Here is a 21529-nt window from a genome sequence, read left to right as displayed (position 1 = left end):
CCGGAGAGCCGGGCGGCCACTCCTCGCGAGCCACGACTGGCAGAGAGCTATCAGCCACACCCGGCCCTCCCGGGCCGCCTAACAACTTACGGAGACCTATGAATACCGTGCAGTCCAAGGCTCTACAGCTCCGCTGGGTCAAGAGCAGCTACAGCGGAGGCTCGGGCGGCGATTGCGTCGAGGTCGCCTCCGCCCCCTCCGCCGTACACGTCCGGGACTCCAAGGACACCGAGCAAGGCAGCTTCGCCGTCGCACCGACCGCTTGGTCCGCCTTCCTCGGCCTCGCCCGCCGCGGCTGACCGGAAAGCGACCCGTCGGTCAACCGCGCGTGACGCCCGGCTTGACCGTCCGTAGCCGCCTCGGCACGATCGGGATCAGCAAGCAAGACATCGCGCATATGGCTGCGCAGACCCTGTGGCCGTCCCTTCGGGGGCGGCCACGGACGTGTGGGGCGGCATACGGCAGGGGCGGCAGCTTCCGTAGCTGCCGCCCCTGCCGTAGGTGAGGAGACTTACGCCGCGAGCCGGGCCAGGGCCGCGTCGATGCGGGTCAGGGACTTCTCCTTGCCCAGGATCTCCAGGGACTCGAAGAGGGGCAGGCCGACCGTGCGGCCGGTGACGGCGACGCGGACGGGGGCCTGGGCCTTGCCGAGCTTGAGGCCGTGGGCCTCGCCGGCGGCCAGGACGGCCTCCTTGAGGGACTCGGGGGACGTCCAGTCGGCCGCGTCCAGCTTCTCGCGGGCGGTGCGGAGCAGGGCGTCCGAGCCCTCCTTCATGGCCTTGGTCCAGGACGCCTCGTCGAAGACCGGCTCCGGCAGGAACAGGAAGTCGACGTTGTCGGTGATCTCGGAGAGGACCTTCAGGCGGGTCTGCGCGTGCGGGGCGATCGCCTGCCACTTGGCCTCGTCGAAGTCCTCCGGCGCCCAGGGGGCGACGGGGGCCTTCAGCCAGGGGCGGCAGCGCTCGGTGAAGTCCTTCACCTCGAGCATGCGGATGTGGTCGGCGTTGATCGCCTCGCACTTCTTCAGGTCGAAGCGGGCCGGGTTGGGGTTCACGTCGGCGATGTCGAAGGCGGCGACCATCTCGTCGATCGTGAAGATGTCCTGGTCGGCGGAGAGGGACCAGCCGAGCAGGGAGAGGTAGTTGAGCAGGCCCTCGGGGAGGAAGCCGCGCTCGCGGTAGAGGTTGAGGGACGACTGCGGGTCGCGCTTGGAGAGCTTCTTGTTGCCCTCGCCCATGACGTACGGCAGGTGGCCGAAGGCGGGGATCTCCTTGGCGACGCCCAGCTCGATCAGCGCCTTGTAGAGGGCGATCTGGCGGGGGGTGGAGGAGAGCAGGTCCTCGCCGCGCAGGACGTGGGTGATCTCCATCAGGGCGTCGTCGACCGGGTTGACCAGCGTGTAGAGCGGGGCGCCGTTGGCGCGGACGATGCCGTAGTCCGGGACGTTCTCCGGGAGGTAGGTGATCTCGCCGCGGACCAGGTCGGTGAAGGTGATCGCCTCGTCGGGCATCCGGAAGCGGACGATGGGCTCGCGGCCCTGGGCCTTGTACTCCTCGACCTGCGCGGCGCTCAGCTCGCGGCAGTGGCCGTCGTAGCCGGAGGGCCTGCCGGCGGCGCGGGCGGCCTCGCGGCGGGTGTCCAGCTCCTCCTGGGAGCAGTAGCAGTGGTAGGCGTGGCCGGCGTCGAGCAGCTTCTGGGCGACGTCCTTGTAGATGTCCATGCGCTGCGACTGGCGGTACGGCGCGTGGGGGCCGCCGACCTCGGGGCCCTCGTCCCAGTCGAAGCCCAGCCAGCGCAGCGAGTCGAGGAGCTGCTGGTACGACTCCTCGGAGTCGCGGGCGGCGTCGGTGTCCTCGATGCGGAAGACCAGGGTGCCCTGGTGGTGCTTGGCGAACGCCCAGTTGAACAGGGCGGTGCGGACCAGGCCCACGTGGGGGTTGCCGGTGGGGGACGGACAGAATCGGACGCGTACGGGGGAGCCGGGTGCGCTAGCCACGCTTGACAACCTTGTTGGTGAGAGTGCCGATGCCTTCGATGGTGACGGCGACCTCGTCGCCGACGTTGAGGGGGCCGACTCCGGCCGGGGTGCCCGTGAGGATCACGTCGCCGGGCAGCAGCGTCATGGCCTCGGAGATGTTGGCGATCAGGTCCGCGACGGGGTGGATCATCTCGCTGGTGCGGCCGAGCTGGCGCTGGGCGCCGTTGACCGTGAGCTGGATGGTCAGGTCGTCCGGGTCGAGGTCCGTCTCCACCCAGGGGCCGAGCGGGCAGGCCGAGTCGAAGCCCTTGGCGCGGGCCCACTGCTTCTCGCGGCGCTGCACGTCGCGGGCGGTGACGTCGTTGGCGCAGGTGTAGCCGAGGATCACGTCCTTGACGCGGTCGCGCGGGACCTCGCGGCACATGCGGCCGATGACGACGGCGAGCTCGGCCTCGTGGTGCAGTTCCTCGGAGAAGGAGGGGTACTGGATGGCGTCGCCGGGGCCGATGACCGAGGTGGACGGCTTGAAGAAGGCGAACGGGGCGTCGGGCGCCTCGTTGCCGAGTTCGCGGGCGTGCTCGGCGTAGTTGCGGCCGAAGGCGACGACCTTGTTGGGGAGCACCGGCGGCAGCAGCCGCACCTTGCTCAGCGGGACCTTGGTGCCGGAGAGCTCGAAGTCCGCGAAGGGGATGCCCTTGATGATGTCGAGGACGAGCTCGTCCGGCTGGTCGCCCTCGACCGCGCCGAAGGCGACGTTCCCGTCGATGGAGAACCTGGCGATGCGCACGGGTGGTGTGGCCCCTTGACTGAAGCGGCTGGAGTCTGACGCTCCAGGCTAACGCGCCAGACGTCGGGCGCCTCGCGCACGGCCCGCCGCGGCTCCCCGGGGAGCGGTGTCGGCGGGTGCGCGGGCGCCCGTGGTCCCGTGTGCGGCCGGCCGGGCCTCGCGCGGCCGGGCGGGTGGTGCCTACTCCGCCGCGGAGGCCGCGGCGGGGATCTCCATGAGGATCGTGCGCCGGGGGTTGGCGGTCTGGGCGGGGAGCTCGACGGCGTGCTCCGGCCGCTGCGGCGTCTGCAGCTCGTCGACGCCGTCGAGGTGGGCCAGCGTCGTGCGGCGCGGGTTGGCGATCTTGTGGGAGATGATCGTCGTCTTCACGGTTGTTTCGAGACCCTGTCGTGTGCGGGCGCCGTGAGGGTGCAAGGACCACTGCGGGGCGCGGGTTGTCGGGTTTGCCTTCTCTTGTAAAGCGTCAGGCTAAACATGCGATTCCCCGCCGATCCGGGGAGGGTCCGGGAACGGCGTGTGAGTTTGCTCACTCAACAAGGGTCAAAGCGGTCAATTCAGACCGGCACCTCACGCCGACGAAAGCGACAATGCACCCCTGAAGCCATCATTCCGCTCCTGATCGTGCCGACTGGGACACGGTGCACCCGTCGACGACTCGCGGGCTTACGTCCGTTTTGTAGGTGATCATTTCCACCGGCCGTGACCTGGCCTTCACGTGCTGTCACCGAGATCACCGCCTGCTCCACGGGCCTTGTTGGAGTTCCTGCACTGTGCTGGAATTCCACGGACCGCCGCGGGATCGAGCCGGCGCACAGGGGGCGCATCACAGCGCCGAGCGGCGGCACGGAGGGGGAACCAGCGCCGGTCACTCACGACCACACCACGGGGGCGTATTCAGGGCGCCCCTATGACGCCGACACCGTGCTCAGCCGTTCACGCGGCCGGGCGCCTGGTCCAGAGGTTGCGACGCTAGTGCAGGGACGTTTCAAGAGGGATGGCAGCGCTTCGGCGGAGCCGGAGCCGCACGGCGGGACTGGCCCCAAGGCCGTCAGCTCCTCGCCCCAGCACGCCCAGAACCAGGGCCAGGCCCAGCCCGGCGGCAGCGGCGACCGCTCCGGCCAGGCCGGGGACGCCCCCGTCCCGGGACAGAAGCCGGCCGGGAAGCCGGCCGCGGGCCCGACCGGCCCCGGCTCGCGCATAGCCCTGCGCAACTGGCGTATCTCCACCCGCCTCGTGTCGCTGCTGGCCCTTCCGGTGGTCGCGGCGACCTCGCTGGGCGCGCTGCGCATCAACGAGTCGCTGGACGACATCCAGCAGCTCGACAACATGAAGCTGCTGACGGAGATGACCGCGCAGGCCACCGAGCTGGCCGCCGCGCTCCAGGAGGAGCGCGACCAGTCCGCCGGTCCCCTGGCACACGGCTCCACGTCCAGCGCTATCGCCGTCAAGGGCGACCGGGAGAAGACCGACCGCGCGCTGAAGAACTTCCTCGACCGTTCCGAGGAGATCGACGCCGCCAGCAAGGGCGGCAACCTGGTCGGCGTCCGTGACAGCCTCGTCGGCCTCGCGAGCGACCTGAACGACCTGAACAAGATCCGCAGCACCGCCTACACGGACCCGAAGAACTCGACCCAGACCGTCGAGGCCTACCACCGCCTGATCACCAACCTGCTCGACCTCTCGCAGGACATGGCGGAGGCGACCAGCAACCCCCAGATGATCCAGCGCACGCGTGCCCTGGCGGCGTTCTCGTCTGCCAAGGAGTACGCGTCCGTCCAGCGCGCGGTCCTCGCCGCGGCCCTTCCGGCCACCCCGGACAAGAAGGGTGACCTCTCCGAGAACGACCGGCTCTACGCCCAGTCGGCGCTGCAGAGCCAGACGTCCGAGCTGCGCAGCTTCGGCAGCATCTACGGCGACGGCGCCGAGGACCTCCTCAAGCCGATCTCCCAGGGCAACCCGGTCATCGAGTCGGCCGACCAGTACGCCGGCCGGGCGTTCAGCCGCGTCGACGGTCTGTCCGACCTGAAGGCCCGGTCGTACCAGGACTGGCTGGACGACAGCTCCACCAAGATCCAGCAGATGAAGAACATCGAGCTCCGCCTGCTGGAGGACATGGAGCAGAAGGCCCGCGAGCTGCGCAGCGAGTCCGAGCAGGAGGCGATCGTCTCCGGTGTGCTGATCCTGCTGGTGCTCGGTGTCTCGCTGGTCGGCGCGTTCGTCGTGGCCCGGTCCATGATCCGCTCGCTGCGCCGGCTGGAGGACACGGCCACCCGGGTCGCCCAGGAGCGCCTGCCCGAGCTTGTCAAGCAGCTCTCCGAGACCGACCCGCAGGACGTCGACACCTCGGTGGAGTCGGTCGGCGTGCACTCCCGGGACGAGATCGGCCGAGTGGCCGCGGCCTTCGACGACGTGCACCGCGAGGCGGTCCGCCTCGCCGCCGAGCAGGCCCTGCTGCGGGGCAACGTCAACGCGATGTTCACCAACCTCTCGCGCCGCTCCCAGGGCCTCATCCAGCGTCAGCTCTCGCTCATCTCCGAACTGGAGTCCCGCGAGGCCGACCCGGACCAGCTCTCCTCGCTCTTCAAGCTCGACCACCTCGCGACGCGCATGCGCCGTAACGGTGAGAACCTCCTCGTCCTCGCCGGTGAGGAGCCCGGCCGCCGCTGGACGCGTCCGGTGCCGCTGGTCGACGTGCTCCGTGCCGCCGCCTCCGAGGTGGAGCAGTACGAGCGCATCGAACTGGCCTCGGTGCCGGCCACCCAGGTCGCCGGCCGCGTGGTCAACGACCTCGTGCACCTGCTCGCCGAGCTGCTGGAGAACGCGACGTCGTTCTCCTCCCCGCAGACCAAGGTCAAGGTCACCGGTCACGCCCTGCCCGACGGGCGGGTGCTGATCGAGATCCACGACACCGGTATCGGCCTCTCCCCCGAGGACCTCGCGGCGATCAACGAGCGGCTCGCCTCGCCGCCGACCGTGGACGTCTCCGTCTCCCGCCGCATGGGTCTGTTCGTGGTCGGCCGGCTCTCGCAGCGCCACGGCATCCGCATCCAGCTGCGCCCGTCCGACTCCGGTGGTACGACCGCGCTGGTCATGCTGCCCGTCGACGTCGCCCAGGGCGGCCGCAAGCCGCAGCCCAAGCAGGGCCAGCCGGGCACGGGCGGCGGCGGTCCGGCCGCGGCCCAGGCCGCGGCGGGTATCGCGGCGGCACGCCGCGGCGGTCAGGGCGGCGGCGCGCTCGGCCAGGGCGGCGGCGCCTTCGGCGGCGGCGCGCAGGCCGGTGGCCGGCTCGCCGCCGGTCAGGGGCCGCGGGCCGCGCTCCCCGGCCGGGACAACGGCGGCCGTCCGGGCGCCCCGGACGCCGCGCGAGGGCCCCAGGGCCCGGCGGCTCCGGACCGGCAGGGCCGTCCGGCTCCGGCCGGCGCGGGTGCCGGTGCGGGCGCGGGTGCCGGTCAGGCGCCCGGTGTCCCGCAGGGTCTGCAGGCCGCGGGCATGAACGCCCCGCAGCGTTCCGACGTCTTCGGCGGCGGGCGACCCCCGCAGGAGCAGGACGCCTTCGGCGGCCGGGCCCCGGTGCCCCCGCAGCGCGGCAGGCGCAAGGACAACGGCGAGGCCGAGCAGGGCCGTCGTCCGCAGCTGCCGCCGCACGGCGGTCCGCGGGCCGAGCTGCCCGGCGGCAACCCGCAGCCCCGCGTGCCCAGCTGGAGCGACGAGAACGCGCAGCCGCCCGTGCCCCGTGCCTCGCTGGACGCCCCCCGGGGCCACGACGAGCCGGACTCGTCCCGTACGGACCGGAAGCCGGACCACGGCGACCGGCAGGGTCCGGGCGCGACCGCGGAGATGCCTGCGGTCCCCCGGCACGGTGAGCCGCAGGGTCCCGGCAGCACGGCGGAGTTCGCCCGTCCGGACTTCGACGCCCCGGTCCCCTCGCAGAACGACCCGCAGAACACGGGCCAGTTCGGCCTGCCCGCGCCGGCCGCGTACGGGCCCGGCGGCGGGAACGCCCCGCAGAACGACCCGTTCCCGCGGCAGGAGCAGGCAGCGCCGCAGCACGACGGCGGTTCGTTCGTCCGCCCGGACGTCTTCGGCGGGCAGCCGGCACAGCAGGGTCCGGACGACCTCGCCACGACCGGGCAGTTCCCGGGCGTCCCGGCGTACGAGAACGGCTCGACGGGGCAGCACCGCCTGCCGCACCGCCAGGACCCGTCGGCGACCGGGCAGTTCCCGGGCGTCCCCGCGCACGAGGACGGCTCGACCGGACAGCACCGCCTGCCGCACCGCCAGGACCCGTCGGCGACCGGGCAGTTCGAGCGCCCCCGGACCGACGGCGCGCACGCGGGCGACGGCCTCGCCGCGCCGCGCCCGCAGGCCCCGCAGCAGCTCCCCGTCCACCAGGAGCCCGCCCAGGGTGCCCAGGCCCAGCAGCGGCCGGCCGACGGCTGGGCCCTGCCGCCCGCCACCGGGCCCGGCGACGGGCGCACGCCGCTGTACGACACGCTGGAGACCAACTGGTTCCACGGCGACCGCCGGGAGCACGCGGAGGGCAACGCCTCCGCTCCCGCGCCCGCCGCCGAACCGCAGGCCCAGCCCCAGACCCCGGCGGCCCCCCAGCGCCCCGCCGGCTCCGCCTGGCGGAGCTCGCCGAACGACGAACTCGTCCGGCAGGCCGAACGTGTCCGGCAGCCGGCCGCGGGTGGAGTCACCACCTCCGGCCTGCCGCGCCGGGTGCCCCGGGCGAACCTCGTCCCGGGCACGGCTCAGCAGCAGACGCACCAGAACGGTCCGCAGGTCTCGCGCGCGCCCGACGACGTGCGCGGCCGGCTGACCAATCTCCGTCGGGGAATCGCACAGGGCCGCCAGGCCGGTACCAACCAGACCGGCAGCCACCCGCGGCCCACTCACCAGCAGGAGCGTTAGTTGAGCCCGATGAGCCAGGCGGCACAGAACCTCAACTGGTTGATCACGAATTTCGTGGACAACACCCCGGGGGTGTCCCACACCGTCGTCGTGTCCGCCGACGGACTTCTTCTGGCGATGTCGGAGGGCTTCCCGCGCGACCGCGCCGACCAGCTCGCGGCCGTCGCCTCCGGTCTGACCTCGCTGACCGCGGGGGCGTCCCGGATCTTCGAGGGTGGCAGCGTCGCCCAGACGGTCGTGGAGATGGAACGCGGGTTCCTCTTCCTCATGTCCGTCTCGGACGGCTCGTCCCTGGCCGTTCTCGCGCACCCGGAGTGCGACATCGGCCTCGTCGGCTACGAGATGGCGCTGCTGGTCGACCGCGCGGGCGCGGTCCTCACCCCGGACCTGCGTGCCGAACTGCAAGGCAGTCTGCTCCACTGATCGGCCCCGGCACCATCCGTTTCACCACATCACCGTCCGGCCGCCACAATCCCCCCACCGGCCACGTCAGACGGCACGACTGACCAACCTGCTGTCCCGCCCGGAGGATTCATGACCCCGCCCACCGCCTCTCATGATCCGTACGCGGAGCCGTACGAGGACGAGGGCGACCAGCCGCTGGTACGTCCGTACGCGATGACCGGCGGCCGGACCAGGCCGCGCTACCAGCTCGCCATCGAGGCGCTGATCAGCACGACGGCCGACCCGGCCGTACTCATGGGGCTGCTCCCCGAGCACCAGCGGATCTGCCATCTGTGCCGCGAGGTGAAGTCGGTGGCCGAGGTGTCGGCCCTGCTGTCGATGCCGCTGGGTGTCGCCCGGATCCTCGTCGCGGACCTCGCGGAGGCCGGACTCGTCGCCGTCCACCAGCCGGGCGGCGACGAGAACAACGGCGGTGCACCTGACGTGACACTGCTCGAAAGGGTGCTCAGTGGACTTCGCAAGCTCTGACGGAGGCCGGGCGACCACGTCCGCGAAGATCGTGGTGGCGGGCGGTTTCGGCGTCGGCAAGACCACGTTCGTGGGTGCCGTCTCCGAGATCGACCCGCTGCGCACCGAGGCCGTGATGACCTCCGCCAGCGCGGGGATCGACGACCTCACCCACACCGGGGGCAAGACGACCACCACGGTCGCCATGGACTTCGGCCGCATCACGCTCGACCAGGACCTGATCCTGTACCTGTTCGGCACGCCCGGCCAGGACCGTTTCTGGTTCATGTGGGACGACCTGGTGCGCGGCGCCATCGGTGCCGTCGTCCTGTGCGACACCCGCCGGCTGGCCGACTGCTTCCCCGCCGTCGACTACTTCGAGAACAGCGGGCTGCCGTTCGTCGTCGCCCTCAACGGCTTCGACGGGCAGCAGCCGTACACCCCGGACGAGGTGCGCGAGGCGCTGCAGATCGGCCCCGACACCCCCATCATCACGACCGACGCCCGGAACCGTGCGGACGCCAAGAGCGCGCTGATCACGCTGGTGGAGCACGCGCTGATGGCACGGCTGAGGTAGGCCGGCGGCCAGGAAGATCCAATTCCTCGGGGGTCTACGGCAGTTGCCGTAGACCCTCCGGAGCCGGCTGTGTCCTTCGACACGGCCGGCCGCGGTGTTCATAACGTTTCGGCAGAGGAATCGGGTGGTACCGACACCCCTCGCGGTCGGCCGGTGCCGCTGTGCGCACGAACGTCCCGTCTTTTGACGGACCTCGCTCTTTATGACCGTTTTATCTGGGGCTTACCTCACGGGCGCCCCTCGCGTTCCACTGTTTGGAAGAGCGCTGGTCGTCGTGCTGGAATGCCAGAACTGCCCAATGGCCAAGGACGTACTCAGCAGTAGCACGTACCCGACGGCGACTGGGCGCTGAGACACTGCGGCACGTGTAGGTGCCGACCGCCGAGAGGTTGTTGGTCGAGTGAGGCGAAGCAAGAACAGTCCCGAGCCATCGGCCCGGGGCAACTTCACCCCGCCGCCGCGTACAGCGGCTCCCACCCCCGTGGCCGCTCCGGAACCCGCGCCCGCTCCGAGCGGCGGCCGCCTCTCGCCGCGCAACTGGCGGGTGACCACCCGGCTGAACGCGATCCTGCTCATACCCGTGCTGGTCGGCCTCGTCATGGGCGGCTTCCAGGTGAAGAGCTCGGTCGACACCTGGCAGGACGCCGAGGACGCCAGGAGCACCGCGCGCCTGGTGCGGGCCTCCCTCGCCTACGCCGGCGCCCTCTACAACGAGCGTGACATCACCGCCGCTCCCCTGCTGCAGGGCAAGGGCGAGCAGGACGAGACGGTCGTCAGGGCCCGTTCGGCGACCGACCGGGCCGCCGACGCCTTCGACGAGGCCGCCCGGGACATGCCCGCCAAGGCCGGCCTGGAGCGCCGGCTGAAGGTGTTCCGCGAGCAGGAGCCCAAGCTGCAGACGCTGCGCGCCGCCGCCTACACCTCCAAGCTCAAGGGCGTGGAGACCGAGGAGGGTTACACCGGTGTCGCCCACCCCCTGATGGAGTTCGCCAACGAGCTCGGCCTGGGCACCGGCAACATCACCTCCTACGGCCGTACCGTCTACGCGATCTCCCTGACCAAGGCCGCGCTCTCGCTGGAGCGCTCCATCGGCATGCACATGCTGATCAAGCCGGGTCCGGAGCCGAGCCACCTCGCCAGCCAGCGCGTCGCGCTCTCCTCGTACGCCTACCTCGAGCGCATCGCGGTCGAGGAGTACATCGGCGGCGGTACCGAGGCGGACGCGCAGAAGCTCGAGGACGCCGAGAAGAAGGCGCGGGAGGACGGCGCGGCCATGGCCAGGGAGGCCAAGGCCAAGGACCCGGACTACGTCGCGCCGCCGTCCAACCCGACCACCATGGTCTCCGAGCTGGCCGGTCTGTCCTCCACGGACTCCGACGCCCGCGCCGAGCTGGCCGGGCAGGGCATCACGCCGGACAACTGGTGGGCGGTCAACACCCTCAAGTTCGACGCCTACGGCAAGATCGAGTCGGATCTGGCCGACAAGGCGGTGGACGAGGCCTCCGCCATCGCCGACGACGCCGAGCAGGACGCCTACATCACCGGCGCCGTGGTCGTCATCGCCCTCCTCGCCGCGTTCGTCCTGGCCGGCATGGTGGCCCGTCAGATGAGCCGCTCCATGCACCGGCTGCGCAACGCCGCCTTCGACGTCGCCGAGCAGCGTCTTCCGGCGCTGGTCGACCAGCTCTCCCGCACCGACCCCGGCCGGGTCGACACCCGGGTGGCGCCGATCCCGATCGGCTCGACCGACGAGATCGGCGAAGTCGCCCGCGCCTTCGACCAGGTGCACCGCGAGGCGGTCCGGCTCGCCGCCGAGCAGGCCCTGCTGCGGGGCAACATCAACGCGATCTTCACCAACCTCTCGCGCCGCAACCAGTCGCTGATCGAGGGCCAGCTGAGCCTGATCACCGACCTGGAGAACAACGAGGCCGACCCCGACCAGCTGGAGAACCTCTTCCGCCTGGACCACCTGGCCACCCGTATGCGCCGCAACGGCGAGAACCTCCTGGTCCTCGCCGGCGAGGAGCCCGGCCGCCGCTGGGACCAGCCGGTGCCGCTGGTCGACGTGCTGCGCGCCGCCTCCTCCGAGGTGGAGCAGTACGAGCGCATCGAACTGCAGGGCGTCCCGGAGGCCGAGATCCACGGCCGTGCCGTGACCGACCTCGTGCACCTGCTGGCCGAGCTGCTGGAGAACGCCACCACGTTCTCCTCCCCGCAGACCAAGGTCCGCGTCACCGCGACCCGGCTGCCCGACGGCCGCATCATGGTCGAGATCCACGACAAGGGCATCGGCCTGACCGCCGAGGACTTCGCGGACATCAACCACAAGCTGGCCAACCCGCCGACCGTGGACGCCGCGATCTCGCAGCGCATGGGCCTGTTCGTGGTCGGCCGCCTGTCCGGCCGGCACGGCATCCGCGTCCAGCTGCGCCCCTCCGGCGAGCAGGCAGGCACCACCTCGCTGGTCATGCTCCCGGACGCCATCACCCACGGTGGCGGCGGCGAGCAGCAGCCGCGCGACGAGTTCACCGTCTCGCAGATCATCCCGGAGCAGAACGTCCAGGGCGAGCACTCCGGCCAGTCCGGTCAGCCCCTGCGGACCGCCGCCGAGCTGGGCTTCGACGACAGCCGCTACACCGAGGTCCCCGACGACATCCGCGAGCTCGACCCCGTCGGCCGCTCCCTGCTGCGCGAGGAACGCCGCGCGGCCCTGGAGGCCCAGGCGCAGTCCGAGCAGTCCGGCCCGGCGGAGCACGGCGGGCACGGGAGTGCCGGGACGGCCGGGTTCCAGGACCAGTTCACCGGGCAGCAGCCGGTCTACGGCCAGGACCCGAACGGCTACCAGGGTCCAGACGGTTACCAGGACCCGAACGGCTACCAGGGCCTGCAGAACGGGACCTACGACCAGCAGACGGCGTACGGCGACCAGCAGCAGACGGCGTACGGCGACCAGTACTACGCGCAGGACGGCGGCCGGCCGCAGGGCGAGGGTCATGCGCCGGGCGACGGCTACGCCGACCCGTCCTACGCCGACCCGTCCTATGCGGAGCCCGGCCGGGGCGGGCACGAGCCCGCCGCCTCCGGCGCCCAGGAGACGTACACGGCCTTCGAGCAGCGCCGCCACCAGGACGACTGGCCCCAGCCGGACGGTTACCGAAGCGGCCTGCCGGGACAGTACGCCGCGGGTGCCGTGGAAGCGGAATCCTCGCAGGCCGCTGACGCGGGCGAGGCGGAACGCGTAGGCTTCGACCGTCCGGGGGCGGATTCCTCCGCGGCCCACGAGCTCACCGACGCCGGTCTTCCGCGCCGCGGTTCCGCCGCGGGCGGTCCGGGTGAGGCGAGGCGCGCGGACCACGGGACGCCGGCTTCGGCACCGGCCGCGGGCGACACCGGCGACTGGCGTTCGGCCAACGACGAGCGCTGGCAGCAGGCTTCACAGCTGCGCAAGCCGAAGGCGGGCGGGGTGACCCCCTCCGGTCTGCCGCGGCGGGTCCCCAAGGCCAATCTGGTCGAGGGCGCCGCCGAGGCCACTCCTCAGGGAGGCCCACAGGTCTCCCGCGCCCCGGAGGACGTCCGGGGCAGGCTGAGCAACCTGCGGCGCGGCGTCGAACGGGGCCGCACCGCAGGCAGTGAAACGAACGGCCAGGACACAAGGAACGAAGACCGTGGTCCTGACAGCACCTACAACCAGGAGCGTTAGTGTGAGCCCGATGAGCCAGGCGGCACAGAACCTGAACTGGTTGATCACCAACTTCGTGGACAACACCCCGGGGGTGTCCCACACGGTGGTGGTCTCCGCCGACGGACTCCTTCTGGCGATGTCCGAAGGGTTCCCCCGCGACCGCGCCGACCAGCTCGCGGCCGTCGCCTCCGGTCTGACCTCGCTGACCGCCGGCGCCTCGCGCATCTTCGAGGGCGGCAGCGTGAACCAGACGGTTGTGGAGATGGAGCGGGGATTCCTTTTCATCATGTCCATCTCCGACGGTTCCTCGCTCGCCGTTCTCGCCCACCCCGAAGCGGACATCGGCCTCATCGGGTACGAGATGGCCCTTCTGGTGGACCGTGCGGGTACGGTCCTGACGCCCGATCTGCGGGCCGAGCTCCAGGGGAGCCTTCTCAACTGAAGGACAGACGGTGCGTTTTGGCGTCCCGTGGCCGTAAAGTTTCGGGACGCGGCTCCACAGCGATGGACGCCAGGCACAGTCGGAGGAGGAGAAAGTGGCAACACCCCCAGGCGGTCCGTTTTCGGACAACTGGTCGTACGGCCCCGCACAGAGTCAGAACGACGGCTCCGCGAACGGGTACGGGTACGGCTTCCCCTCCGTCCCGGGCCACCGGCAGCCGTACGCGCCGCAGGGTCCCGCTCCTTCGCCGTACGACCAGCCGCACGCTCCGCGCGTCCAGCCCCCTGTGCAGCCGCAGCGCCGCACCCCTGAGCCGGCGCCCGCAGGGGCGTCGAACAACCCCCTGGTGCGCCCGTACGCCATGACGGGCGGCCGTACCAGGCCGCGGTACCAGCTCGCCATCGAGGCGCTGGTGCACACCACCGCGCAGCCGCACCAGATGCAGGGCCAGCTGCCCGAGCATCAGCGGATCTGCAACCTCTGCCGGGAGATCAAGTCGGTGGCCGAGATCTCGGCCCTGCTGACCATCCCTCTCGGCGTGGCCAGGATCCTCGTCGCCGACTTGGCGGAGGCGGGCCTGGTCGCCATCCATCAGCCCGGCGGCGACGACAACGCCGGCGGCCAGCCAGACGTGACATTGCTCGAAAGGGTGCTCAGTGGACTTCGCAAGCTCTAGCGGAGGGCCTTCCCGCTCCACCACGTCCGCGAAGATCGTGGTGGCGGGCGGTTTCGGCGTCGGCAAGACCACGTTCGTCGGCGCCGTCTCGGAGATCAACCCGCTGCGCACCGAGGCCGTGATGACATCCGCGTCAGCGGGCATCGACGACCTCACCCACACCGGGGACAAGACGACCACCACGGTCGCCATGGACTTCGGCCGCATCACGCTCGACCAGGACCTGATCCTGTACCTGTTCGGCACGCCCGGCCAGGACCGTTTCTGGTTCATGTGGGACGACCTGGTGCGCGGCGCCATCGGCGCGGTCGTGCTGGTCGACACGAGGCGGCTGGCCGACTGCTTCCCGGCCGTCGACTACTTCGAGAACTCCGGGCTGCCGTTCGTCATCGCCCTCAACGGCTTCGACGGGCAGCAGCCGTACAACCCGGACGAGGTCCGGGAGGCGCTGCAGATCGGCCCCGACACGCCGATCATCACGACGGACGCGCGGCACCGGGCGGACGCGAAGTCGACGCTGATCACCCTCGTGGAGCACGCGCTGATGGCGCGGCTGCGCTAGCGCTCCGCGCGGTCTGCGGGCACCCCGTAGCGCCGGGTTGCGACACGCCCCCTGCGGCCACTGGGCTGCCGGGGGCTGTTTCGTCGCCGGGTGCGGGTGGCCGGTGGCTGGTGGCGCCCGCGCGGCGGAGCCGCATACCGGCACGGCCCCGCGTCCCTGGGTGAGCTGCCCAGCCCTTGGCCATACGTAGAGGCCCCCTCCAGGTGCGGAGGGGGCCTCTACGTATGGTCAGGTCAGCGCCAGCTGTGCGGTGCTCGGAAGCCGGGCTCGCGCTCCAGGCGGCGCCAGCCGGCGCGGACGCGGCCGCCGCCGTGGACGGGGGCGATCCCGGCGGGGCGGGCGGCGGCGCGGGCCAGCAGGAGGGCCGTGATGGCGGCGACCTCCTCGGGCTCGGCGTGGCCCTTCTCGACGCGGATGTCGGGAATGGACATGGGGGTGGCTCCTCGGGTCACTGCGGCGGGTTGCCGTGCTTGCGGGAGGGCAGATCGGCGTGCTTGGTCTGGAGCATCGCCAGGGACCTGATGAGGACCTCGCGGGTCTCGGCCGGGTCGATGACGTCGTCGACCAGGCCGCGTTCGGCCGCGTAGTAGGGGTGCATCAGCTCGGTCTTGTACTCCTTGACCATGCGGGCCCGCATGGCCTCGGGGTCCTCGGCCTCGGCGATCTGCCGGCGGAAGATGACGTTGGCGGCACCCTCGGCGCCCATCACGGCGATCTCGTTGGTGGGCCAGGCGTAGGTGAGGTCGGCGCCGATGGACTGGGAGTCCATGACGATGTACGCGCCGCCGTAGGCCTTGCGCAGGATCAGGGAGATGCGCGGCACGGTCGCGTTGCAGTACGCGTACAGCAGCTTGGCGCCGTGGCGGATGATGCCGCCGTGTTCCTGGTCGACGCCGGGCAGGAAGCCGGGGACGTCGAGGAAGGTGACGATGGGGATGTTGAAGGCGTCGCACATCTGGACGAAACGGGCGGCCTTCTCGCTGGCCTCGATGTCCAGGACGCCGGCCAGGGTCTGCGGCTGGTTGGCGACGATGCCCACGACCTGCCCGTCCAGGCGGGCCAGCGCGCAGATGATGTTGCGGGCCCAGCGCTCGTGGACCTCGAGGTACTCGCCGTCGTCGACGATCTCCTCGATCACCTTCGCCATGTCGTACGGCCGGTTGCCGTCCGCCGGGACCAGGTCGAGGAGCGTGTCGCCGCGGCGGTCGACCGGGTCCGACGACTCGGTGCGCGGCGGGTTCTCGCGGTTGTTCTGCGGGAGGAGGGAGAGGAGGTAGCGGACCTCGGCGATGCAGGTCTCCTCGTCGTCGTAGGCGAAGTGACACACGCCGGAGGTCTCGGCGTGCACGTCCGCGCCGCCGAGCCCGTTCTGGGTGATCTCCTCGCCGGTGACCGCCTTGACCACGTCCGGACCGGTGATGAACATCTGCGAGGTGTCACGGACCATGAACACGAAGTCCGTCAGCGCCGGGCTGTAGGCCGCGCCGCCGGCGCACGGGCCGAGCATGACGCTGATCTGCGGGATCACACCCGACGCCTTGGTGTTGCGCTGGAAGATGCCCCCGTAACCGGCGAGCGCGCTGACGCCCTCCTGGATGCGGGCACCGGCGCCGTCGTTCAGCGACACCAGCGGCGCACCGGCCGCGATGGCCATGTCCATGATCTTGTGGATCTTCGTGGCGTGGGCCTCGCCCAGCGCGCCGCCGAAGATCCGGAAGTCGTGCGCGTAGACGAAGACCGTACGGCCCTCCACCGTGCCCCAGCCGGTGATCACACCGTCCGTGTACGGCTTCTTCGCCTCCAGGCCGAACCCCGTCGCCCGGTGCCGCCGCAACTGCTCGACCTCCCGGAACGACCCCGGGTCCACCAGCAGTTCGATCCGCTCGCGCGCCGTCAGCTTGCCCTTGGCGTGCTGCGCCGCCGTCGCCTTCTCGCTCGGCCCGGCCAGCGCCCGCGCACGGATCTCGTGCAGCTCGGCCACTCGCCCGCGCGCGTCCGTCGGCTCACCCGGCGCCTCATCCAAAACGGTCATGTAGCGACTCTACGAAGCGGACGGGGCAAAGCGAGCCGTCGACTCCGCACAGTCTCCGGCGTGTTTTCCTGGTAACCCTGAACAGAACCCCGCCGGTATGCAGCCCTTTCGACTGCTCAGAGGGCCCGAGTCTTGTAGAGGTCGCACAAAGCCGTCGGCTGAGAGTCACCTCACATTCATGGGTGGTACATACCACCTCTGGAGTGACACGGGGGCTCCGGAAGATCCTTCCGGAAAACATCTCCGATGATGTTGAACATTGAACAGAATAGGACTACGGTCGTTCTCGTTGCAGTGATTGAACATTCAACGAAAACCAAGGAGAACGTCATGGGCCTCTTCGGCAACAAGTCCGCCACCCCGGCCGCCACCACCCCCGCCGCCGTCGACCCCGGCCTCGCCGCCCTCACCGGTGACTACGTGATCGACCCGTCGCACACCACGCTCGGCTTCGTCGCCCGGCACGCCATGGTCACCAACGTCAAGGGCAAGTTCCTCGACTTCACCGGCACGCTGCACCTGGACGGAAGCGACCCGTCCGCCTCCACCGCGTCCCTCGACATCGCGATGGACAGCATCGACACCGGGTCCGCCGACCGCGACGGCCACCTGAAGAGCGCGGACTTCTTCAGGACGGACGAGTTCCCCACGATGACCTTCCGTTCCACCAGGGCGGAGGCCCTCGGCGGTGACGACTACCGCATCACCGGCGACCTGACGATCCTCGGCACCACCAAGCCGGTCACCATCGACCTGGAGTTCAACGGCGCCGCCAAGGACCCCTTCGGCAACGAGCGCGTCGGCTTCGAGGGCAAGGCGGAGATCCTGCGCTCCGAGTGGGGCCTGACCTGGAACGCGGCCCTGGAGACGGGCGGCGTGCTGGTGTCCGACAAGATCAAGCTGACCTTCGACATCTCGGCGGTCAAGCAGGCCTGAGGCCCGCTCTCCGGCGGCGTGCCTCCCGGTGCCCTCCGCTCCTCAGAAGCCTCCGCCGAAGTCCCCTCCGCTGCCGCCCCCGCCGAAGCCGCCGCCCCCGCCGAAGTCGCCGAAACCGCCCCCGAAGTCACCGGGGTCGAAGTCGCCGCCGGAGACGTCGCCGCCGTATCCGCCGAAGTCGCCGTATCCGGCGCCGTAGTCGGCACCGTAGGAGGGGGTGGCCATCATGCCGCCCAGCATCGTGCCGACCAGCAGGCCGGGCAGGATGCCGCCGCCGAAGTATCCGCCGGCCCAGGGGCCGTAGGCCGGGCCCGCGTCCCAGTAGGGGCGGCGGCCGTAGTCGGTCTCCACCTCGCGGACCATGGGGTCACGCCCGTCGGACAGGCGGGCCCGGTCGGCCGCGCAGACCGGCACCTTGCGGGTGGCGCCTCCCGGCGGCGTCCACATCGCGTCGGCGACGGACGGGCCGTGGCGCGGGTCGAAGAAGCACGGCGGACGGCGCTCGGGCAGGGGCCTGCCCTCACGGCGGGCGGCGAGCCGGGCCAGGGAGAAGCGGCCGTCCTCCAGGGCCTCGGTGACGGCACGGACGTCCTCCGGCCGGCGGGCGGCCGCCATGGACGCCTTGGCCTGTTCGTAGGCGTCGAGAGCGTGCCCGTAGTCCGCGCGCATCGCGTCGTCCGCGCCGGGCTCCGCCGGGTGGAAGTCCAGCCGGTCGAGTTCCTCGCCGAAGGCCGTGATGTCCTCGTCGACCACCACCCGCAGCCGCTCCAGCGCGGCCCGCTGCTCCTCCTCGCGCCGGAGCCGGCCGCGCCGCGCCAGGGCGTAGGCGCCCGCGCCGCCGGCCACCACGACCGCGCCGAGACCGATCAGGGCGCCGGCCGGGACGGTACCGCCGCCCGAGTCCCACGAGGCGGGCGCCGAACCGCGCACGCTGCGCAGCGCGCCGTCGACGAAGTCGTTCAGCTGGGCCTTGGGGTCACCGGCGCCCTGCACGGCGGCGACCAGGTTGTTCACACCCTGCCGGCCGAGCACGCTGCTGTCGGCGCGGGCGTCGAAGCGGTCGCCGAGCCGGATGCCGTACAGGCCGGTGACGCCGGTCTCGGTGCGGAGGTTCCGGAAGAGGTCGCGCGTCGGGTAGTCCGCGGGGAGGACCGCCACGAAGACCGGTTCGTCCGCGCTCTCGATCTTGTCGGCGAGCGCCTCGGCGTCCGCCTCGGAGAGCAGGTCGGAGGCGGCCGGGTCCACGTACACGGGACTCTCGCGCAGAGCGGCGCCGATCTCGGACACGCTCGTGGCCGCCTGGGCGCCGGGCGCACCGGCCGTCAGCACCGCCAGGGCGGCGACGACCGGCACGACCAGCAGTCGTATGAGGACTCGTATGCGAACGTCCGTCATACGTTCGAAAGTACCCGAATCCTCGTCGAAGAGACATCAGTGAGGAGACAGGAAAAAACACCCGACCGGGCCTCATCGGGCCGGCGAGACCCCCGCGCGCAGCAGGCCGTACGTGTACGCGTCCTCCAGTGCCTGCCAGGAGGCGGCGATGACGTTGTCGGCGACTCCGACCGTGGACCATTCGCCCTTGCCGTCGGAGGTGGAGATGAGGACCCGGGTCGTGGACTGGGTGCCGTGCACGCCCTCCAGGATGCGGACCTTGTAGTCGACCAGGCCGAGGCCGGCGAGCTCGGGGTAGATCTTCTCCAGGGCGACGCGCAGCGCGCGGTCCAGGGCGTTGACCGGGCCGTTGCCCTCGGCCGTGGCGAGGATGCGCTCGCCCTTGGCCCACAGCTTCACGGTGGCCTCGTTGGCGTGGGTGCCGTCGGGGCGGTCCTCGGTGATCGCGCGCCAGGACTCGACCTGGAAGTACTCCAGCCGCTTGCCCTCGGCCTCCGCGCGCAGCAGGAGTTCGAAGCTGGCGTCCGCGGCCTCGTACGTGTACCCCTTGAGCTCGCGCTCCTTCACCCGCTCGACGACCCGGCCGACCAGTTCGCGGTCGCCGCCGAGGTCGACGCCGAGCTCCTTGCCCTTGAGCTCGATGGAGGCGCGGCCGGCCATGTCGGAGACCAGCATCCGCATGGTGTTGCCGACCAGCTCGGGGTCGATGTGCTGGTACAGGTCCGGGTCGACCTTGATGGCGGAGGCGTGCAGGCCGGCCTTGTGCGCGAACGCCGAGACGCCGACGTAGGGCTGGTGGGTGGAGGGGGTGAGGTTGACGACCTCGGCGATGGCGTGGGAGATGCGGGTCATCTCGCGCAGCCGGCCCTCCGGCAGCACCTTCTTGCCGTACTTCAGCTCGAGGGCGGCCACGACCGGGAAGAGGTTGGCGTTGCCGACGCGCTCGCCGTAGCCGTTGGCCGTGCACTGGACGTGGGTGGCGCCCGCGTCGACGGCGGCGAGGGTGTTGGCGACCGCGCAGCCGGTGTCGTCCTGGGCGTGGATGCCGAGCCGGGCACCGGTGTCGGCGAGCACCGTGGCGACCACGGCCTGGATCTGCGCCGGGAGCATGCCGCCGTTGGTGTCGCACAGGACGACCACGTCGGCGCCCGCCTCGGAGGCGGCGCGGACGACGGCCTTGGCGTACTCGGGGTTGGCGCGGTAGCCGTCGAAGAAGTGCTCGCAGTCGACGAAGACCCGGCGGCCCTGGGCCTTCAGGTGGGAGACCGTGTCCGCGACCATGGCCAGGTTCTCGTCGAGCGTGGTGCGCAGCGCCAGTTCGACGTGCCGGTCGTGGGACTTGGCGACCAGCGTGATCACCTGGGCACCGGACTCCAGCAACGCCCTGACCTGCGGGTCGTCGGCGGCGGTCGTACCGGCGCGGCGGGTGGAGCCGAAGGCGACGAGCTGGGCGTGGCGGAACTCGATCTCCTGCTGGGCACGGGCGAAGAACTCGGTGTCCCGCGGGTTCGCGCCGGGCCAGCCGCCCTCGATGAAGCCGACGCCGAAGTCGTCCAGGTGCCGTGCGATGGCCAGCTTGTCCGCGACGGTGAGGTTGATGCCCTCGCGCTGCGCGCCGTCGCGCAGGGTGGTGTCGAAGACGTGGAACGAATCGTCGAGTTCGCTGGATGCGGTCATGATCTGAAGGCTCCTGTAGGGGATCTCGGTCTACCGGAATGACCGGTTCCACCGTCCGTCTATGATCCCTCGCGCTCTCCTCCCGGCTTGAGGTGGGCCGGGAAAACGAAAAACCCCTCGCGGGTGCGAGAGGTCTGCGCGCGGGTCGAGGACGACGGTGTCCACCCGTACCTGGTCGTACGTGGTGGTCACTGCGGACCGGCGCGCCTGCTGCCAATAATCATGGCGAACGAGAGCACGGGGGCAGTCTGGCACAGTCCCTCCCCCTTCTCGCCGCCCGTCTCAGCATGCGAGCGCCGGCGTCCGGCGCGGGGCGCGCCCCGTGCGGGATGTGCTCGGGTCAGGGTTGCGCGTGCAGGCCTTCGGCGAGGAACTCGGCCACGTGACCGAGGACCTGGACCCGGTCCGTGCCCCGCAGGCCGACCGCCACGTTGATGGCGAAGCCGTCGAGGAGCGCGCGCAGGCGGGTCGCGAAGCGGTCGGGGTCGACGGGCCGGAACTCGCCGCGCGAGACGCCCTCCGCGAGCAGGGCGACCAGGTCACGGTGCCAGGCGCGCTCGATGGCGGCCTGCCGGTCGCGGGCGTCGGATTCGACGGCGGCGCTCTGCGAGCGGTTCCACACCTCCAGCCACAGCGTCCAGTGCGGGTCGCGGTGGCCGTCGGGGACGTACAGGTCGACGTAGGCGTCGAGGCGTTCGCGGGCGGTGCCCGGCCGGGCGAGGAGACGGCCGCGCTCGGCGCCGAGGCGGCCCTCGCTCCACTCCAGGGTGCGCAGCAGCAGTTCGTCCTTGGAGCGGAAGTAGTAGAGGAGATGGCCGCTGCTCATGCCGACCTCGCGGCCGAGCGCCGCCATGGTGAGTTTCTCCAGACCGCGCTCGGCGATCATCCCCATGGCGGCGGCGAGGACCTCCTCGCGCGGTGGTGCGTGTCTGCGCGCTCCGGCCGCACCGGCCATCCCT

General features: G+C 71.2%; 18 protein-coding genes. 10 read left to right on the top strand and 8 right to left on the bottom strand.

Features of this window, described 5'->3' with window-relative positions; all coding sequences use genetic code 11:
* Positions 1-98: 98 nt before the first annotated feature.
* Positions 99-299, top strand: coding sequence for a DUF397 domain-containing protein (locus ACFYOJ_RS29100; RefSeq protein WP_356555970.1), 201 nt, complete (start codon positions 99-101; stop codon positions 297-299).
* Between the two features lie 212 nt (positions 300-511).
* Here ACFYOJ_RS29100 and gltX read toward each other — a convergent pair whose 3' ends face one another.
* From gltX to ACFYOJ_RS29085, 3 genes are all read right to left on the bottom strand, one after another.
* The gene (gene gltX, locus ACFYOJ_RS29095; RefSeq protein WP_356555972.1) at positions 512-1996 is read right to left on the bottom strand and encodes a glutamate--tRNA ligase; all 1485 of its coding nucleotides are present in this window, start codon (positions 1994-1996) and stop codon (positions 512-514) included.
* On the bottom strand, positions 1989-2765 hold the full coding sequence (locus tag ACFYOJ_RS29090) for a fumarylacetoacetate hydrolase family protein (RefSeq protein ID WP_356555974.1): 777 nt from the start codon (positions 2763-2765) through the stop codon (positions 1989-1991). Before ACFYOJ_RS29090 ends, gltX begins: the two co-directional genes overlap by 8 nt.
* Positions 2766-2945: 180 nt before the next feature.
* A complete protein-coding gene (locus ACFYOJ_RS29085; RefSeq protein ID WP_356555976.1) occupies positions 2946-3134 on the bottom strand; it encodes a hypothetical protein in 189 nt (62 codons plus the stop codon).
* Between the two features lie 603 nt (positions 3135-3737).
* Between ACFYOJ_RS29085 and ACFYOJ_RS29080 the strand changes: the two genes are divergently transcribed.
* The 8 genes from ACFYOJ_RS29080 to ACFYOJ_RS29045 all read left to right on the top strand — a co-directional run bounded on the left by ACFYOJ_RS29080 (position 3738) and on the right by ACFYOJ_RS29045 (position 14530).
* Positions 3738-7679, top strand: coding sequence for a nitrate- and nitrite sensing domain-containing protein (locus ACFYOJ_RS29080; RefSeq protein WP_356555977.1), 3942 nt, complete (start codon positions 3738-3740; stop codon positions 7677-7679).
* A 9-nt stretch (positions 7680-7688) separates the two neighbouring features.
* Positions 7689-8102: a roadblock/LC7 domain-containing protein gene (locus tag ACFYOJ_RS29075; RefSeq protein WP_003993189.1), complete on the top strand. Its 414-nt coding sequence runs from the start codon at positions 7689-7691 to the stop codon at positions 8100-8102.
* A gap of 111 nt (positions 8103-8213) precedes the next feature.
* Positions 8214-8612, top strand: a complete 399-nt coding sequence (locus tag ACFYOJ_RS29070) for a DUF742 domain-containing protein (RefSeq protein ID WP_356555978.1) — start codon at positions 8214-8216, stop codon at positions 8610-8612.
* A complete protein-coding gene (locus ACFYOJ_RS29065) occupies positions 8593-9168 on the top strand; it encodes an ATP/GTP-binding protein (RefSeq protein ID WP_356555980.1) in 576 nt (191 codons plus the stop codon). The genes ACFYOJ_RS29070 and ACFYOJ_RS29065 overlap by 20 nt, the downstream gene beginning before the upstream one ends.
* A gap of 400 nt (positions 9169-9568) precedes the next feature.
* Positions 9569-12868, top strand: coding sequence for a nitrate- and nitrite sensing domain-containing protein (locus tag ACFYOJ_RS29060; RefSeq protein ID WP_356555982.1), 3300 nt, complete (start codon positions 9569-9571; stop codon positions 12866-12868).
* A 10-nt stretch (positions 12869-12878) separates the two neighbouring features.
* Positions 12879-13292, top strand: coding sequence for a roadblock/LC7 domain-containing protein (locus tag ACFYOJ_RS29055; RefSeq protein WP_004983065.1), 414 nt, complete (start codon positions 12879-12881; stop codon positions 13290-13292).
* A 94-nt stretch (positions 13293-13386) separates the two neighbouring features.
* Positions 13387-13968: a DUF742 domain-containing protein gene (locus ACFYOJ_RS29050; protein WP_356555983.1), complete on the top strand. Its 582-nt coding sequence runs from the start codon at positions 13387-13389 to the stop codon at positions 13966-13968.
* Entirely contained in the window at positions 13949-14530 is a 582-nt protein-coding gene (locus ACFYOJ_RS29045; RefSeq protein ID WP_026243582.1) for an ATP/GTP-binding protein, read from the top strand. The genes ACFYOJ_RS29050 and ACFYOJ_RS29045 overlap by 20 nt, the downstream gene beginning before the upstream one ends.
* A 233-nt stretch (positions 14531-14763) precedes the next feature.
* On the opposite strand, the gene ACFYOJ_RS29040 is transcribed toward ACFYOJ_RS29045, so the two are convergent.
* Positions 14764-14961 (bottom strand): acyl-CoA carboxylase epsilon subunit, encoded by a 198-nt coding sequence (locus tag ACFYOJ_RS29040; protein ID WP_356555985.1) that lies wholly within the window; start codon positions 14959-14961, stop codon positions 14764-14766.
* A gap of 17 nt (positions 14962-14978) precedes the next feature.
* On the bottom strand, positions 14979-16562 hold the full coding sequence (locus tag ACFYOJ_RS29035) for an acyl-CoA carboxylase subunit beta (protein ID WP_356555987.1): 1584 nt from the start codon (positions 16560-16562) through the stop codon (positions 14979-14981).
* Positions 16563-16892: 330 nt separating this feature from the next.
* On the opposite strand from ACFYOJ_RS29035, the gene ACFYOJ_RS29030 reads away from it, so the two are divergent.
* Positions 16893-17498 (top strand): YceI family protein, encoded by a 606-nt coding sequence (locus ACFYOJ_RS29030; RefSeq protein ID WP_356555989.1) that lies wholly within the window; start codon positions 16893-16895, stop codon positions 17496-17498.
* 42 nt (positions 17499-17540) lie between these two features.
* On the opposite strand, the gene ACFYOJ_RS29025 is transcribed toward ACFYOJ_RS29030, so the two are convergent.
* The 3 genes from ACFYOJ_RS29025 to ACFYOJ_RS29015 form a co-directional block, all read right to left on the bottom strand.
* Positions 17541-18893: a hypothetical protein gene (locus ACFYOJ_RS29025; protein WP_356555991.1), complete on the bottom strand. Its 1353-nt coding sequence runs from the start codon at positions 18891-18893 to the stop codon at positions 17541-17543.
* 72 nt (positions 18894-18965) lie between these two features.
* The gene (cimA, locus tag ACFYOJ_RS29020) at positions 18966-20570 is read right to left on the bottom strand and encodes a citramalate synthase (RefSeq protein ID WP_356555993.1); all 1605 of its coding nucleotides are present in this window, start codon (positions 20568-20570) and stop codon (positions 18966-18968) included.
* Positions 20571-20910: 340 nt separating this feature from the next.
* On the bottom strand, positions 20911-21525 hold the full coding sequence (locus ACFYOJ_RS29015; RefSeq protein WP_356555994.1) for a TetR/AcrR family transcriptional regulator: 615 nt from the start codon (positions 21523-21525) through the stop codon (positions 20911-20913).
* Positions 21526-21529 lie beyond the last annotated feature (4 nt).

The organism is Streptomyces sp. NPDC006384, assembly GCF_042870695.1.
Classification (GTDB): Bacteria; Actinomycetota; Actinomycetes; order Streptomycetales; family Streptomycetaceae; genus Streptomyces.
Note: the sequence above shows the minus strand (reverse complement) of the source record. Positions and strands in the feature narration are given on the sequence as shown.

Excerpts from the sequence above, each read along its gene's own strand:
- ACFYOJ_RS29100 (WP_356555970.1), top strand. The coding sequence starts at position 99 with ATGAATACCGTGCAGTCCAAGGCTCTACAGCTCCGCTGGGTCAAGAGC.
- ACFYOJ_RS29075 (WP_003993189.1), top strand. The coding sequence starts at position 7,689 with ATGAGCCAGGCGGCACAGAACCTCAACTGGTTGATCACGAATTTCGTG.
- ACFYOJ_RS29070 (WP_356555978.1), top strand. The coding sequence starts at position 8,214 with ATGACCCCGCCCACCGCCTCTCATGATCCGTACGCGGAGCCGTACGAG.
- ACFYOJ_RS29055 (WP_004983065.1), top strand. The coding sequence starts at position 12,879 with ATGAGCCAGGCGGCACAGAACCTGAACTGGTTGATCACCAACTTCGTG.
- ACFYOJ_RS29040 (WP_356555985.1), bottom strand. The coding sequence starts at position 14,961 with ATGTCCATTCCCGACATCCGCGTCGAGAAGGGCCACGCCGAGCCCGAG.
- ACFYOJ_RS29035 (WP_356555987.1), bottom strand. The coding sequence starts at position 16,562 with ATGACCGTTTTGGATGAGGCGCCGGGTGAGCCGACGGACGCGCGCGGG.
- ACFYOJ_RS29030 (WP_356555989.1), top strand. The coding sequence starts at position 16,893 with ATGGGCCTCTTCGGCAACAAGTCCGCCACCCCGGCCGCCACCACCCCC.
- ACFYOJ_RS29025 (WP_356555991.1), bottom strand. The coding sequence starts at position 18,893 with ATGACGGACGTTCGCATACGAGTCCTCATACGACTGCTGGTCGTGCCG.
- cimA (WP_356555993.1), bottom strand. The coding sequence starts at position 20,570 with ATGACCGCATCCAGCGAACTCGACGATTCGTTCCACGTCTTCGACACC.
- ACFYOJ_RS29015 (WP_356555994.1), bottom strand. The coding sequence starts at position 21,525 with ATGGCCGGTGCGGCCGGAGCGCGCAGACACGCACCACCGCGCGAGGAG.